This window comes from Actinoplanes sp. NPDC048791, assembly GCF_040650095.1.
Lineage (GTDB): Bacteria > Actinomycetota > Actinomycetes > Mycobacteriales > Micromonosporaceae > Actinoplanes.
This window is the reverse complement of sequence record NZ_JBEZGQ010000107.1, coordinates 1-14662: the sequence shown is the minus strand read 5'-3', so window position 1 is coordinate 14662 and position 14662 is coordinate 1. Positions and strand designations below refer to the sequence as shown.

Below are 14662 nucleotides of genomic sequence, written 5' to 3'. Positions count from 1 at the left end.
GCCGCGGTCAGCGCCACCCCGGCAGCAGCCAGAAGCAGAGCCGCCGCCCCCCGTGCGCGCCGCAGCATCATGCGCGCGATCTTGCCAGATCAGGCCCCCGAGGCGGGGCCCCGGTGCCCCGCGGGGCGGCAGCTTTTCCGGTACGCCGTAATCCGGCTCAGCGCTCGATGAGCCGCATCTGGTCGTCGGTGTGGTGGCCGCCCTCGGCCGGTGGCAGCGCAGTCAGCGAGGAGATCAGTTCCGCACTGAGCTCCACCGCGTCCGCGGCCGTGTTCTCCTCCACCCGGCTCACCCGCTTGGTCCCGGGGATCGGAACGACGTCCTGCCCCTGAGCGAGCAGCCAGGCCAGCGCCACCTGGGCCGGCGTACAACCCACCTGGTCGGCGACGGCCTGCACCCGGTCGGCGATGCGCAGGTTGCGCTGGAAGTTCTCCCCGGTGAAGCGGGGGTGGTGCTTGCGGAAGTCGCTGTCGTCCAGTTCCTCCAGATCCGCCGGCGACCGCAGCGCCCCGGTGAGGAAGCCCCGCCCCAGCGGCGAGTACGCCACCAGCCCGATCCCCAGCTCCCGCAGCACCGGCAGCAGCAGCTCCTGGTCACGCGTCCACAGCGAGTACTCCGACTGCACGGCGGTGACCGGGTGGACGGCGTGCGCCCGCCGGATGGTGCCGGTCCAAGCCTCGGACAGCCCGACGTGACGGATCTTGCCGTCCCGGACCAGGTCGGCGAGGGCGCCCATGGTCTCCTCGATCGGGGTGTCCGGGTCGACGCGGTGCTGGTAGTACAGGTCGATGTGACCGGTGCCGAGGCGCTTGAGGGAGCCGTCGACCGCCGCGCGGATGCTGTCCGGGCTGCTGTCGGGCCGGCCCGCGGCGCGGCCGGTGTGCGAGATCAGGCCGAACTTGGTGGCCAGCACCACCCGGTCGCGGCGTCCCCGCAGGGCCCGGCCGACCAGCTCCTCGTTGACGTAAGGGCCGTAGACCTCGGCGGTGTCGATGAGGGTGACGCCCAGGTCGACGGCCCGGTGGATGGTGCGGATCGACTCGGCGTCGTCACTGCCGGCGCCGGTGTAGCCGTGTGACATCCCCATCGCGCCGAGGCCGATCCGGGCGACCTCCAGGTCGCCGAGCTTCGCGGTACGCATGATCGTCCTCCGTGTGGTTGGCGGGTCGGGTGGTTCAGGTCTCGCGGCCGGGTCAGGCCTCGGGGCCGGGTCAGGCCTCGCGGCCGGGTCAGGCCTCGGGGATCGCGCGGCCGAAGGTTTCGAGGGTGACGTCGGCGGGCTCGGGGCCGCCGCGCTTGCCGGTGTCCAGGGCGTCGATCGCGGCGAGCTGCTCACCGGTCAGGTCGAAGTCGAACACGTCGAAGTTCTCCGCGATCCGCTGCGCCTTGGTCGACTTCGGGATCACCTGACGGCCCTGCTGCAGATGCCAGCGCAGCATGACCTGCGCCGGGGTCTTCCCGTACGCCTTGGCGATCTCACCGATCACCGGATCCTCAAGCGTGCTGGTGTGCCCGCTGTCGCGGTAGAACGTGATGCCCCCGATCGGAGCCCACGCCTGGGTCAGGATGCCGTGCTGGACGCCGAACTCCTGCACGTCACGCTGCTGGAAGTAAGGGTGAACCTCAATCTGGTTGACCGCCGGCACGACCGTGGCCCGGTCGAGCAGGGCCTGCAGGTGCTCGACCATGAAGTTGCTGACGCCGATCGCGAGCACCTTGCCGTCGGCCAGCAGCCGCTCCAGCGCGCGGTACGCATCGAGGGTCCGCCCGAACTCCGAGGGCAGCGCCTGGTGCAGAATCAGCAGGTCGATCCGGTCGACACCGAGCTTGCCGGCACTCTTGTCGAAGCCGTGCAGCGTCTCGTCGTACCCGTAGTCACTGATCCAGATCTTGGTTTCGAGGAAGACCTCGGCGCCGGACCTGGCGACGGCCTCGCCCACCTGCCGTTCGTTGCCGTAGGCAGCGGCGGTGTCGACGTGCCGGTAGCCGGTCGCCAGGGCCGCCTCGACGGCGGCCCGGGTCTCCTCCGGCGGGGTCTGGAAGACACCGAGGCCGATGGCGGGCAGCTCGACACCGTTGTTCAGCGTCAGGCTGGGGACGGTGGTCATGGAACGTTCCTCTCGATTGCCGGTCATCAAGTGACGTATCCCGAGAGCCTGCGCTGAAACAGATGCGGCTGGGAGACCCTGCGCAGAGGGGTAATGCCAGGGACCCCCTCCCGCCGGGCGAGGTGCCTAGCCTGGGGGCATGGACAACCGCAGCGAGGTCCGCGCGTTCCTGAGCTCCCGCCGGGCGAAGCTGAGCCCGGAACAGGCGGGCATCCCCGCGTACGGCAGCCGCCGGGTCGCCGGCCTCCGCCGCGGTGAGGTCGCGGCGCTCGCCGGGGTCAGCGTCGAGTACTACACCCGCCTGGAACGCGGCAACCTCGCCGGTGTCTCGGACAGCGTCCTGGACGCGATCGCCCGCGCACTGCGGCTCGACGACACCGAGTCGGCGCACCTCCACCACCTGGCGCGCGCCGCGGGCCGGCCGCCGGCTCGCCCCCGCCGCGAGAAGGCGCCCGAGATCCGGCCGGCGATCCGCCGCGTGCTGGACTCGATGACGGGCGTACCGGCGTTCCTGCGCAACCACCGCTTCGACGTCCTGGCCGGGAATCCGCTCGGCCTGGCCCTCTACGCGCCGATGGTGGCCTCGAGTCCGGAGCTGCCGGTGAACTCGATGCGGTTCACGTTCCTGGGCCCGCACGCGCAGGCGTTCTATCCGGAGTGGCCGCAGGTGGCGCGCTCCGCGGTCGCTGCGCTGCGGACCGCGGCGGCCCGGCACCCGGACGACCCGCAGCTGATGAACCTGATCGGGGAACTGTCCATGCGCAGCGAGCCGTTCCGTAGTTGGTGGGCGGCTCAGGATGTTTACGTGCACCGTCATGGGACGAAGCGTTTCCGCCATCCGGCGATTGGCGAGTTGGAGCTGGCGTTCGAGGTGCTCGAGCTGTCCGGTGACGACAACCTGACGGTGTTGACCTACTCCGCCGAAGCTGGCACGCCATCCGGGGATGGGTTGGAGCTGCTCGCCAGCTGGGCCGCGACGCAGCGGAGCGCCGTCAGCGGCTGAGCCCTATCAGCGGGCTCGCCTCAACCCGAGCTTCAGGCTCACCTGAACCCGAGCCTCAGGCTCACCTGAGCCTGAGGCTGGTCACGTTCACCGCACGTTCTGGTCGAGATTCATCAGCGGCAGGGCCTGCCCGGTTCGGGCGACGTGCCCGATGCGCGACGTCAGCCTGCGGAGCACGCCCAAGCTTCCGATACATGCGGTCAGCCGCAGGACCCGCACACCGACCTCGGACCTCGGGTAGAAGAGCCCCGGCGTCCCCGGCGGCAACTTCTGCGCGTCCTCGATCAGTGGCCGCATCCAGGCCTCGTAACTAGTAAGCGCGGCGCCGAGCTCGGCCGGCTTCGCCCGGCTGAGACAGGCGGCCAGCACGTATGCCCCCACCATGGCCAGCGAGGTCCCGCCCCCACCCAGCGGAGTCACGCACCAGGCCGCGTCACCGGTGACACAGACCCGCCCCTTCAACCATGAGGTCAACCTGATCTGGGTGAGGTGATCCACGTACACGTCATCGGAGGATTCGAAGCCGGCGACGACCCGCTCGGCCTGCCACCCGGCGTCCTGGAACGTGCGGCGTAGTTCGGCACGGGCCTGGTCGAGCGGCAGGTCGGCGAGGTTCTGCCCGCGGCTGGTGAAGGCCAGGGTCGCGCGAGTGGTGCCCTTGTTGTCAGGACGCAGGGTGATCTGGCGGCCGCCCTGAGCCGAGTACCAGCGCCACCAACGGTCATCGTCCGCGCTCCGGGGAATCGCCCCGTAGGCCATGTTCAGCCCGAGCTCGCGCCGGGAGACCGCGGAGCCGAAGATGAGGTCCCGGGTCCGGGACCGGACGCCCTCCGCGATGATCAGCAGGTCGTACTGCGCGACCGCTCCCGACCGTAGCGCCACCTCCACATAGGAGCCCTCGTCGCGAACGGTCTCGATCTGCTCGCCGTACCGCACGGAGACCCGGTCGGGCAGCTGGTCGAGGATGACCCGGGCCAGGTCGCCGCGCAGGATCTCCAGTTCCGCGGTGGGACCGTCCGGGTCCTCGACGGGGAACCTCGCTATGACGCGGCCTTCGCCGTCGAGGACGCTGGTGCCTTCCTCGGTGGTGCTCTGGCGGCGTACCGCTTCCGCAAGTCCCATCCGGTCCAGGACTTCCCGGGCCGCACCCCGCACGTCGATGTTCTGTCCGCCGTCGCGGAACGCGCTGAACCGCTCGACGACCTCGACATCCCACCCGGCGCGACCGAGCCAGAAAGCGGTGCTGAGGCCCGCGATGCTGGCCCCCGAGACAAGCGCCCGTGGCGCGGTGACGGTCATGGGACAGTTCTACCGTGTGATTGTTCCACCGTCAAACTGTTTGACGATGGTAAGGTTCCGGCGTGACCGGCACCCAGCGAGACCGCCTGCTCGAAGGCCTCCGCGACCACGGCATGGCCTTCGCGGAGCTCGGCCGCCATTTCGGTACGCGGATGGGCCTGCACACCACCGACGCGAACGCGATCGTGGAGATCCTGTCGGCGGAGGACCGCGGCGCACCCCTGACTCAGGCCGCCCTGAGCCACCGCATCGGCCTGACCCCCGGCGCGACGTCTTCGCTGCTCAACCGCCTGGAGAAAGCCGGCCACGTGATCCGGGTGCGGGACAACGCGGACCGCCGCATCGTGACCCTGCGCGCGACCGAAGGGGTGGAGGGAATGCTGGCGAGCTTCTTCGGTCCCCTCGTCGGCCACGTCGACGCGATGATGGCGCGGTACTCCCCCGAAGAGCTGGCCCACGCGGAACGCTTCATCACCGACTTCGTGGCCACGATGAACGGCTACATCAAGGAAGTCGCTCGCCCGGACGACCGGTAGAGCCTTTCGGCTGCACCGCAGCACGAGTCGTGGCACCGCCACGGCGCCGTCACGGACGGAACGGCCGGCCGCCCTCGGCGGGCGCGGAGGTCAGGGAACGCGCCCGCGTGAGAACCTGGTCGACCTGCCCGGTAGAGCGCCTGGTCCATGCGCGCCCTATCCGGCCACACACGTCGCCCCCGTCGCGTCAGCGCGGCGCCTCAGGCCCCACCAGACCCTGACCATTCGACGTCCGCGGCAGGGAGTCAACACCAATCAGGCGCGCCGTGCGTTCGTAAACAGCCGCCGCCAGGTCGGTGTCGCGGGCCGGCGCCGGCGGAGTCGCGCTCGCTCCCTTGGCGAAGAAGCCGCCGTTCGGGGCCGGAGGCGTCGTGGTCGTGGCAAGCAGGACCGGCGTACGGGCCGCCTTGTCCGGCGCCTGGGCGAAGAGGCCGCTGACCGAGGACACGGCCTTGAGCAGGCCACCGGACTTGGCACTGAAGCCGGTCCTGATGACGCCGGGGTTGGCACTGTAGGCGTTCATGCCGGCCGGAAGCCGCTCCGCGAGCGCGACGGTCGCCAGCACGCCGGCGAGCTTGGCGGTGCCGTACACGGCGAGCTGCGAGAACCGCTCGCGCCAGGAGACGCCGGTGACGTCCGGGTCGTCGGCGTCGAGCCGCCCGCGGGTCACCAGGTCGCTGGAGATGTTGATGATGCGGGCGTCGGCGGCAAGCAGGCCGTCGGCGAGCAACAGGTGGGTGAGCTGGAACGGCGCGAGGTGGTTGAGGGCGTGGGTGCGCTCCACGCCGTCGGCGGTCTCCGCGTACTGGGGAAACGCTGCTCCGGCGTTGTTGATCAGCACGTCGACGCGCTCGACGGACTCCCGGAGCCGCGCGGTGAGCGTGCGGACATCGTCGCGATCGATCAGGTCGGCATGCAGCGCCTGGACGGTCAGATCGCGGGCATCCGGGGCAAGGGCCTGTCGCGCAGCGAGCGCGCTGTCCGCGTCACGAGTGACCGCGACGATGTCGAACCCGGCGGCCAGCAATTGCCGGGCCGTGGCACTCCCGAGGCCGCCGGCCGCGCCGGTGATGACAGCGGTGCGTGTGGTCATGGCAGCAACCTCTTGTTCAGGTGAGGATCTGGAGGGTGACGTCAGCCTGATGTCCGTCCCCGGCCGGGTGCACGGCCGGCCAGCTGCCCGGCGAACCCTTGGCCATGCGGATCTCGATGTCGGTGGTGTTGCGGTACGGGCCGCGGCCCCGTCCCGCGTACGGCGGCAGCGACTGGACGTGCGCGGCGAAGTCGTCGGAGAAGTACAACTCGGTGCCCAGCAGCTCCTTGCCGCCGGCACTGACCCGTACGTGGATGTGCAACGTCCGCGGCGTGTACCAGCCCGGCACGATGGTCTGGAATTCCACGTACCCGGAATCGTCGGTGACCTGCCGGCCGCGCAGAAAGGTCGCCGTGTCCGTCGGCCGGAACCGCCGCAGCGTCAACGAAACCAGGGCAGGGAACTTGTCCGCGCCGTAGCGTTGATAGCCGGAGTAGATGCCGTCGGCGTCGCAGTGCCAGATCTCGACCATCGCGCCGGAGACCGGCGCGAGCGTGCCGACCTCCACGGTACGGATCCGCAGCAGCAGCGGAACTCCGTCGCGCCCCTCCCGGACGTCACGCCGAATCGGCGACCCCGGCACGTAGTAGGGCCCGTTCCCCTGGTTCGCCGTGGCCTGACCCGGTTCGAGGGTGGCCGCACGCCGGATGGCCGCATCGTTGTCGATCAAGCCCAGCAACGTCGTCAGCACCCGCCGGCGAACCCGGTCTCGCACCGACTCCCGCCTCCTTGCCATCACGTCCATGCCGGCGCCTCCATCCGAGATGCTTGGACTCTCCAAGCATCAGCCATCCTCCCGACAAAGCTTGGATTGGTCAAGTATTGGAGTGTCCAAGCTTCCAGGTAGGATGAGGCCATGGACGGTGAGTCGTTGACATACCAGCTACTGCGGCTGGTGCACGCCATGGACGGCGCGACCAACGCGCGGATCGAGGACGTCCTCGCCGAGCTGAAGCTCACCCACGCCCTGGCCGACGCCTTGTGGCAGCTGGAGCCGTCGGCGCCGGCACCATCGATGCGCCAGATGGCCGCGAAGCTGGGCTGCGACCCGTCAACGGTGACGTTCCTCGCCGACCGCCTGGAGCAGCTGGGCTACGCCGAACGCGCGGCAGCCCCCGGCGACCGGCGGACCAAGGCGCTGCACCTGACCGACGCCGGCCGCGCAGCCCGGCACCGCCTGGTAGAGACAGCTACGACCCGCACGCCGATCGCCCGCCTGACCGAGGCCGAACAGCGCCGCCTGCACCGCCTGTTAATCAAAGCGATGGAGCCGCCCGATCCGCAATACTCGGCCGAATGACCCTGCTTCGGCCTAGCGCCCTCAAGCCCGGAGATCTGGTCGTCATCGCGGCGCTGTCCGGACCGCTCCAAGCTGTCTACGAGCCCAACGTCGAAAAGACGGTGGTCGTGCTCGAACGGATGGGTTTCCGCGTACGCCGGGCACCGCTGGTCGAAGCAGGACGCCACCATTGGTGGAGCGCGGCAACTCCAGCGGAAATCGCCGCGGAATTGAACAGCCTGCTGCGTGACCCGGAAGTGCGCGCGATCGTCGCGAACGACGGCGGCCAGACGGCACTCGGCTACCTCGATCTCATCGACTTCGAGGCGGTCAGGGCCGATCCCAAACCGATCCTCGGCTACAGCGACATCTCTCTGCTGCATCTGGTGCTCTATGCCCGTACGGGATTGGTGGGATTTCATGCCGACATGGCCACCCCCGGCTTCGGCGGAAACTGGCAGACCGCGCCGGCGCCGCGCCGAGCGGAACTCGAGGATCTCTACACCAGACTGCTGACCAGCACCGAGGCGATAGGCGCGCTACCCCCAAGCGAGACCTGGGAATGCTGGCGGCCCGGGCGCGCCGAGGGCCCGCTGATCGGTGGCGTCATCAACCGCATTGTGCTGGCCCAGGCGACGCGCTTCGCGCTGCCGCTCGAAAGCTTCGACGGTGCGGTGCTGTTCTGGGAAGAAATGGGCGGGCTGGCCTCGTACGTGTGGAGCTATCTGCAGGTGATGCGGCACAGCGGCATCCTCGATCGAATCTCGGGCATGGTCGTGGGCATTCCCCGCGAAATCGATGGACTGGAGGAACTGACTCTGCGCGAAATAGTCCTCGACGTCCTGGGCGACCGCGACATCCCGGTCCTGGGCAACGTCGAGGTCGGACACGCCGGCCCGAACCTCCCGATGCCGGTCGGCATCCGCGTCGCCCTCGACGCCCAGCAACGGAAACTGTCCCTCCTCGAACCGGCGACGAGTACGCCGCACCCCGATCGAAGCAACCGGCGTTGAACCCCCGGCAAGCCCCCGAAGTCATCCGCCAGCTGCCCGACGACCCGACTCAGACACGCACGCCGACATAACAATTTTCTACGAATGGGTATCGGTCGACGGACTCCGACGGGTGCGTTATCGTTCGAAGGTCGTCAATGTCTAAACCCATTACGAGGACGTCCATGAAAACGCGAAGTGCCCTGGTGACCGCAGGCGCGGCCGGCCTCCTGCTGGTCGCCGGCACGACCGCGGCGACGGTCGCGCAAGCCGCTGACCTCCCGCCCGGCGCCCCGCCCGGAGTCTGTCCGACCGGCACCGAGCACGGGCCCCCGCTCGCCTCGCCGACGACCACCGCTTCGCGACTCATCGGCGGCCGCACATTCCTCGAAGGCCCGGCCTGGGTCGCCGATCCCGGCTACCTGCTGATGTCCGACATGCGCGCGGCGACCGGCCCCCAGCGCGTGCAACCGTCGACCATTCTGCGATACACCCCCGGTTCAGCAACGGTCGAAACCGTGATCGCCGAGTCCGGCAGCAACGGCCTGGCCATTTCCCCGGACGGCCAGTCGATCGTCGCGGCCACGCACGACCAGCGCAGCGTCTCCCGTTATCAGCTCTCTGACTTCTCCCGGCAGGTGGTGGCCGCCAACTTCCAGGGCGCGGCATTCAACTCGCCGAACGACGTGTCGATCCGCTCCGACGGCGTCGTCTATTTCACCGACCCCGATTTCCAGCGCGGCCGCCGAGCCGACGCGATGAATGGCCGGACCAGCGTCTTCCGCGTCTCCGGCGGCACGGTCTCGCTGGTCGACGACGCCCTGCGGCAACCGAACGGCATCGCCCTGTCCCCCGACGGCAGCACCCTTTACGTCGGCGCCTACGGCGAAAACAAAATCTACAGCTATCCGGTACGGGCAGACGGCAGCACCGGCACCCGCACGCTGTTCGCCTCGATCGCCGGACCCGACGGCGGAACAATCGACTGCGCCGGCAATGTGTACTGGGCGTCCGGCTCCGACGGCCTCGTCCACGTCTTCAGTCCCACCGGCACGCAACTGGGCACGATCTCCTCCAGTGCGGGAACGACAAACGTGGCGTTCGGCGGCGCAGACCGGCAGACCCTGTTCATCACGTCCGGACGCACGGGCGATTCCGGGTTGTACAGCGTGCACCTGGACGTGCCCGGCTACCCGTACTGAAATAGACGCTCTTGAAAGGCTCCTCATGACTGCGCCACGCGCGTTTTCCGGCCTGGTTGCCGTTCTGATCGCCGTACCGGTGGCCGTTGGATCTCCGGTCCGGGCCGCCGCGGCCGACACCCGGCCGCCCACCGCCCCGACCGGCCACGCGGCCGGCGACCTCAGCTGCTCCTCGGTCACGCTGACCTGGTCGGCGTCCACCGACGACACCGGCGTCGCGTTCTACGACCTCTACCACGACGGCCAAGCGATCGGCTCGACCACCGCCGAGGTACGCACGATCACGCTCGGTGTGGTCCCGGGGGCGCGATGGGGCTTCTACGTCAACGCCAGGGACGCCGCCGGCAACGTCTCCCAGGCCAGCAACACGGTGTCGGTCACCCCGCCGTTCTGCTCGTCGGACACGACCGCGCCGAGCGTCCCGGCCGGGCTCGCCGGCAGTGCCATCGGCACTGCGGTGACCCTGCGGTGGTCACCCTCGACCGACAACGTCGCCGTGACCGGCTACGACGTGCTGCGCGACGGCGCCAAAGCCGGAGGACTGACCGGTACGGCGGCCAGCCCACCCGCCACCACATTCACCGACGTCGGCCTCAAAGCTGACACGGCCTACACGTACACGGTGATCGCCCGCGACGCCCAGGGCAACACGTCGGCCCCCAGCGACCTGGCCGAAGTCCGCACCGGAAGCTCGTGCGCGGCCGTGTGTGCCGCCACCCAGATCACCACGGAACGTGACCTGCCTTGGGGCCTGGTGCAACTACCGGACGGAACGGTCCTCTACGGCCAGCGTGACCTGTTCACCATCCAGGCAATGGCCGCGGACGGCACGGGCAAGCACAGCATCGGCAAGGTCCCGGACGCGGCCGGCACGAACGGCGAAGGCGGCGTGCTCGGCCTGGCGGTATCGCCCAGTTTCGCCACCGACCACTGGCTGTACGTCTACCACACCACGGCGACGGACAACCGCATCGTGCGTTTCCAGTACGACGGCACGCTGCGCACCGAATCCCGCGAAATCCTGGTGACCGGAATCCCCCGCAACAAGTACCACAACGGCGGCCGCCTCCGATTCGGCCCGGACGGCAAGCTCTATGCCGCCGCCGGTGACGGTCAGGATCCTGACCAAGCACAAGACCTGGCGAGCTTCGGCGGAAAGGTCCTGCGCCTCAATCCGGACGGCTCCGTCCCGGAGGACAACCCGTTCCCGGGCAGCGTCGTGTGGAGCTACGGCCACCGAAACCCGCAGGGCCTGGCCTTCGACTCCCAGGGCCGGCTGTGGGAGCAGGAATTCGGCAACAACGTGATGGACGAAACCAACCTCATCGTCAAGGGCGGCAACTACGGCTGGCCGGCCTGTGAGGGCACAATCGGCGACGCGTGTGCGAGCTTCATCGCCCCGACTCAGACCTATCCGGTGGCGGCGGCGTCCTGCAGCGGAATAGCCATCGTCCGGGATGTCATGTACATCGCCTGCTTGCGAGGCACCCGCCTGTACCGAGCGGTGATCGACGGCGAACGCCTGGCCGATATCCAGCAGTACTACGTGGGCACCTACGGCCGGCTGCGCACGGTCGAACCAACCAACGACGGCAACCTGTGGCTGACCACCAGCACCGGTGGCGACAAGGACAGCGTCCCGCGAAACAGCAACGAGAAGATCTTCAAAATCACCCTGGATCAGGACTGATGGGTATTGCTTGAAGCGCCTGCTGCGCCAGCATGCGACCGGCTTCATGATTACGCCGCTCGTTGGAGTCGACGGGATGAAGCAAAACCCGTCGGAGGCTCACCCGTACGGCCGGCAGCACTGCTCCGAAATGCTCGGCCAGCTCGGCACGGACGCCGCGCTCGATGTGCTCGCAGCACCACGCCTCGAGTTCGTCGTCGCGGTATCGCCCGGGCCGTTCCTCTAGCGCGACCACGAAAGTAAAGCCTTTTGCGGCATCGGTCTGCGGTTCGAAGTCGGCTACGGCACGAGCGAAGCCGCTGCAGTTGGCATGCGTGCCGGCGGTGACGTGGATACCGCGGATGACCGCAGACCACGCGGGCGCAGGGGGCAAGGTCACGCTGCCACCGTAGTGGGCGCCCGAGGGCGGTGTGACCTTGGTTCTTGATATTGATCACGACTCGGTCTGCGGGCACGACCAGAGTGGTAGTGCCGCACGCGACGAAGACGACAACGTCGTCTCCGCGACCCAGATAAGTTCGGCGCCCTTCACGCCGGTCCCCCCGAAACACTGCCAGCCGGGGCCGGGGGTCTTCACGTCCTGCTCGCGCACCAGGGCTGCTTTGTCCGGCTGCACCGCGTAGACGATGGCGTGGTGGGCGACGGCGACGTTCTCCGGCATGACCTGGGTCCCGTCCGAGCCTCCGCCCGCCGGCGGCGCGGGTGTGTAGGCCTCGGCCATCTTCAGGTCGAGGAACCGCTCGCCGGCGCGCAGCGGCAAAGACGGAGCCGACGACCCGCCCGCGTGCGCGCTGTGCGAGCCGCCCGAGGCGGGCGCCGCACTGTTGTCGGCGTCCGACCCGCAGGCGGCGACAGCGATCGCCGTCGCTGGTGCATGCGCTGGGCATCTGATTCGGCCAACCGATCTGAGCGCTCGATTAATGATCGTCTCAGATTCGCTCGGTACGAAGTAGGCGTCAGACAAGCGATGTAACTCGTATGCAGGAGGCCAGTCATGGCAGTCAACACAGCGCCGTCCGGGGAAGCGCCGCCCGGCCGGTTGGCAGGCCGGTGGGTGCCGTGGTTGGTGATCGCCTTGTGGGTGGCGCTGGCGGTGGTCATGGTGCCGCTGAGCGGGAAGTTGAGCTCGGTCACCACCGACAAGGCCGCGGACAACCTGCCGGCCAGTGCCGATTCCACCAAGGTGGCGGTGCACGAGGACAGTCAGCCCGGTGGTGAGGCCAGCACGTTCGTCCTGGTGTACCACCGCGCCGGGGGCATAACCGACGCTGACCGCGCGACGGTCGAGCGCCACTACAACGCCCTTGCCAAGCGGTACCCGCCGAAGGTGGCGGCCCCGGCCGGCGGCGAGGAGGGGGGCGAGGGCGAAGGCGAGGGCCCAGAGGTGAGACCTTCCGCCGACGGGAAGGCGTTGATGTTCAGCCTCGACGTGAGCGCGGCCTACGGCGGACCGGAGATCATTGTCGGCCCGTTGCGTGACGTCACGAAGGACCGGCCCGCCGGCCTGGAACTCGACGTGACCGGCCCCGCCGCGATCGAAGCCGACATGGAGGCCGTCTTCGACGGCATCGACACGCAGGTCCTCCTCACCACCGTCATCGTCGTCACGCTCCTGCTCATCCTCACCTACCGCAGCCCGGTGTTGTGGTTCGTCCCGCTGGTGGCCGTGGGCGCGGCCGCACTGACCGCGATGGCGACCGTCTACCTGCTCGTCAAGGGCTTCGGCATCGTCATCAACGACCAGAACTCGGCACTGCTGACGATCCTGGTGTTCGGCGTCGGCACGGACTACGCGCTGTTGCTCATCTCCCGGTACCGGGAGGCACTGCACCACCACGAGAACGTCCGGGTCGCGATGGTCCACGCGCTTCGCGGCGCGGCGCCGGCCATCCTCGCGTCCGCGGCCACCGTGGTCGCCGGCCTGCTCTGCCTGCTCGTCGCGGACCTGAACAGCACCAGCGGGCTGGGCCCGATCGGCGCGGCCGGCATCCTGTGCGCGCTGGTGGCCATGCTGACGCTGTTCCCGGCGATGCTCGTGCTGCTCGGCAGGCGCATCTTCTGGCCGGCCATCCCGCGGTTCAGCACGGCCGTGCAGGACAAGCCTGGGCTGTGGGAACGGCTCGGCAGCGCCATCAGCCGCCGGCGGTGGGTGGCGACGCTCGGCTCGCTGGGCATCCTCGGCGTGCTCGCGGTCGGGCTGGCGGGCAACACCGGAGCCCTGCGGGAGCAGGACCAGTTCGTGTCCGCGCCGGAGTCGGTCAAAGGCTTCACCGTTCTGAGCCAGCACTTCCCGGAGCTCGGCGGCCAGCCGATGACGATCCTGACGCGGCCGGAGTATCAGGAGCAGGTGCTCAACGTCGTCAAGGGCACTCGCGGTGTGGCCCAGGCCGTGCCGGGTGAGACCAGCCGGGGCTGGGCCGACATCTCCGTGTTCCCCACGGACGCGCCGGACACCGTCGCAGAGTACGACACGATCAAGCGGGTGCGCACCGCTGTGCACGCGGTGAGCGGGGCGGAGGCGATCGTCGGCGGGCCGAGTGCCGAGCACCTCGACACCGAGGTGACCACCACCCGCGATGAGAAGCTGGTGATCCCGCTGGTGCTCGCCGTCGTCCTGATCATCCTCGGGCTGCTGCTGCGTGCGATCGTGGCCCCGCTGATCCTGATGACCACCGTGATCGTCTCATTCGCCGCAGCCTTCGGCGGCAGCGTGTTCGTCTTCGACACGATCCTCGGGTTCAAGGGCATCGACTATTCGGTGCCGCTGCTGGCGTTCCTGTTCCTGGTGGCGCTCGGCGTCGACTACAACATCTTCCTGGCCAGCCGGGCCAGGGAGGAGACCGTGCGTCTCGGCACCAAGGAGGGCATGCTCAAAGCCCTCTCCGCCACCGGCGGCGTCATCACCTCGGCCGGCCTGGTCCTGGCGGCCACGTTCGCCGTCCTCGCGACGCTTCCGCTGGTGATGCTGATCGAAGTGGGGTTCCTGGTCGCCTTCGGCGTGCTGCTCGACGCGCTGCTGGTGCGGTCGGTGCTGGTGCCCGCCCTCACCCTGCTGATCGGCCGGCGGATGTGGTGGCCGAGCCGGCTGTCCCGTCCCGCGGTGGAGCTGCCGGACGGTCAACAGTCGCTCGCCGACGACAAGGAGCCCGCGCTGCAACTGTGAGCGCGGTGGCACGTACGAGATCCGGGACGGGGACCCAGACCCCGTCCCGGATCTTTTTCGTCGGCCCGGCGGCCTTTGGTCCTGCGCCATGCGCCAGGGCTGGGGTCGGGGCACCGCGGTGTCTTGCCCGGTGGTGGGCCGCTTGTCCTGCGCCATGCGGCCGGGGCCGGGTCGAGGCACCGCGGTGTCCTGCCCGGTGGTGGGCCGCTTGTCCTGCGCCATGCGGCCGCGGCCGGGGTCGAGGCACCGCGGTGTCCTACCCGGTGGTGGGTCGTCTGTCCTGCGCCGTGCGGCCGG

General features: G+C 69.2%; 14 protein-coding genes. 7 read left to right on the top strand and 7 right to left on the bottom strand.

The genetic code is table 11. The features are described from left to right. Positions 1-157: 157 nt before the first annotated feature. A complete protein-coding gene (locus AB0C29_RS11210; protein WP_360818513.1) occupies positions 158-1141 on the bottom strand; it encodes an aldo/keto reductase in 984 nt (327 codons plus the stop codon). An 88-nt stretch (positions 1142-1229) separates the two neighbouring features. Beyond that, positions 1230-2108: an aldo/keto reductase gene (locus AB0C29_RS11205; protein ID WP_360818510.1), complete on the bottom strand. Its 879-nt coding sequence runs from the start codon at positions 2106-2108 to the stop codon at positions 1230-1232. Positions 2109-2247: 139 nt separating this feature from the next. Between AB0C29_RS11205 and AB0C29_RS11200 the strand changes: the two genes are divergently transcribed. Further along, positions 2248-3111, top strand: a complete 864-nt coding sequence (locus tag AB0C29_RS11200; protein WP_360818507.1) for a helix-turn-helix transcriptional regulator — start codon at positions 2248-2250, stop codon at positions 3109-3111. A gap of 87 nt (positions 3112-3198) precedes the next feature. Here the strand turns inward: AB0C29_RS11200 and AB0C29_RS11195 are convergent, their stop codons facing one another. Next, a complete protein-coding gene (locus AB0C29_RS11195) occupies positions 3199-4410 on the bottom strand; it encodes an FAD-dependent monooxygenase (protein ID WP_360818504.1) in 1212 nt (403 codons plus the stop codon). Between the two features lie 62 nt (positions 4411-4472). On the opposite strand from AB0C29_RS11195, the gene AB0C29_RS11190 reads away from it, so the two are divergent. Then, positions 4473-4946 (top strand): MarR family transcriptional regulator, encoded by a 474-nt coding sequence (locus AB0C29_RS11190; protein WP_360818501.1) that lies wholly within the window; start codon positions 4473-4475, stop codon positions 4944-4946. 187 nt (positions 4947-5133) lie between these two features. On the opposite strand, the gene AB0C29_RS11185 is transcribed toward AB0C29_RS11190, so the two are convergent. Then, a complete protein-coding gene (locus AB0C29_RS11185; protein WP_360818498.1) occupies positions 5134-6039 on the bottom strand; it encodes an SDR family NAD(P)-dependent oxidoreductase in 906 nt (301 codons plus the stop codon). Positions 6040-6055: 16 nt separating this feature from the next. Continuing rightward, positions 6056-6754 (bottom strand): hypothetical protein, encoded by a 699-nt coding sequence (locus AB0C29_RS11180; RefSeq protein ID WP_360818495.1) that lies wholly within the window; start codon positions 6752-6754, stop codon positions 6056-6058. A gap of 189 nt (positions 6755-6943) precedes the next feature. Between AB0C29_RS11180 and AB0C29_RS11175 the strand changes: the two genes are divergently transcribed. From AB0C29_RS11175 to AB0C29_RS11160, 4 genes are all read left to right on the top strand, one after another. Further along, the gene (locus AB0C29_RS11175) at positions 6944-7339 is read left to right on the top strand and encodes a MarR family transcriptional regulator (protein ID WP_360818492.1); all 396 of its coding nucleotides are present in this window, start codon (positions 6944-6946) and stop codon (positions 7337-7339) included. Further along, positions 7336-8331 carry a S66 peptidase family protein gene (locus tag AB0C29_RS11170; RefSeq protein WP_360818489.1) on the top strand — a complete coding sequence of 332 codons (996 nt, stop codon included), beginning with the start codon at positions 7336-7338 and terminating at the stop codon, positions 8329-8331. Before AB0C29_RS11175 ends, AB0C29_RS11170 begins: the two co-directional genes overlap by 4 nt. 185 nt (positions 8332-8516) lie before the next feature. Beyond that, positions 8517-9512: an SMP-30/gluconolactonase/LRE family protein gene (locus AB0C29_RS11165; protein ID WP_360818485.1), complete on the top strand. Its 996-nt coding sequence runs from the start codon at positions 8517-8519 to the stop codon at positions 9510-9512. A 25-nt stretch (positions 9513-9537) separates the two neighbouring features. After that, entirely contained in the window at positions 9538-11202 is a 1665-nt protein-coding gene (locus AB0C29_RS11160; protein ID WP_360818482.1) for a PQQ-dependent sugar dehydrogenase, read from the top strand. Here AB0C29_RS11160 and AB0C29_RS11155 read toward each other — a convergent pair. Together AB0C29_RS11155 and AB0C29_RS11150 are read right to left on the bottom strand one after the other, a co-directional pair. Beyond that, positions 11183-11581: a hypothetical protein gene (locus AB0C29_RS11155; protein ID WP_360818479.1), complete on the bottom strand. Its 399-nt coding sequence runs from the start codon at positions 11579-11581 to the stop codon at positions 11183-11185. The genes AB0C29_RS11160 and AB0C29_RS11155 overlap by 20 nt on opposite strands. 54 nt (positions 11582-11635) lie before the next feature. Then, entirely contained in the window at positions 11636-11962 is a 327-nt protein-coding gene (locus AB0C29_RS11150) for a hypothetical protein (RefSeq protein ID WP_360818476.1), read from the bottom strand. Positions 11963-12196: 234 nt separating this feature from the next. Here AB0C29_RS11150 and AB0C29_RS11145 point away from each other — a divergent pair, with 234 nt between their 5' ends. Continuing rightward, a complete protein-coding gene (locus AB0C29_RS11145) occupies positions 12197-14365 on the top strand; it encodes an MMPL family transporter (RefSeq protein ID WP_360818473.1) in 2169 nt (722 codons plus the stop codon). Positions 14366-14662 lie beyond the last annotated feature (297 nt).

Excerpts from the sequence above, each read along its gene's own strand:
- AB0C29_RS11210 (WP_360818513.1), bottom strand. The coding sequence starts at position 1,141 with ATGCGTACCGCGAAGCTCGGCGACCTGGAGGTCGCCCGGATCGGCCTC.
- AB0C29_RS11205 (WP_360818510.1), bottom strand. The coding sequence starts at position 2,108 with ATGACCACCGTCCCCAGCCTGACGCTGAACAACGGTGTCGAGCTGCCC.
- AB0C29_RS11200 (WP_360818507.1), top strand. The coding sequence starts at position 2,248 with ATGGACAACCGCAGCGAGGTCCGCGCGTTCCTGAGCTCCCGCCGGGCG.
- AB0C29_RS11195 (WP_360818504.1), bottom strand. The coding sequence starts at position 4,410 with ATGACCGTCACCGCGCCACGGGCGCTTGTCTCGGGGGCCAGCATCGCG.
- AB0C29_RS11185 (WP_360818498.1), bottom strand. The coding sequence starts at position 6,039 with ATGACCACACGCACCGCTGTCATCACCGGCGCGGCCGGCGGCCTCGGG.
- AB0C29_RS11175 (WP_360818492.1), top strand. The coding sequence starts at position 6,944 with ATGGACGGCGCGACCAACGCGCGGATCGAGGACGTCCTCGCCGAGCTG.
- AB0C29_RS11170 (WP_360818489.1), top strand. The coding sequence starts at position 7,336 with ATGACCCTGCTTCGGCCTAGCGCCCTCAAGCCCGGAGATCTGGTCGTC.
- AB0C29_RS11160 (WP_360818482.1), top strand. The coding sequence starts at position 9,538 with ATGACTGCGCCACGCGCGTTTTCCGGCCTGGTTGCCGTTCTGATCGCC.
- AB0C29_RS11145 (WP_360818473.1), top strand. The coding sequence starts at position 12,197 with ATGGCAGTCAACACAGCGCCGTCCGGGGAAGCGCCGCCCGGCCGGTTG.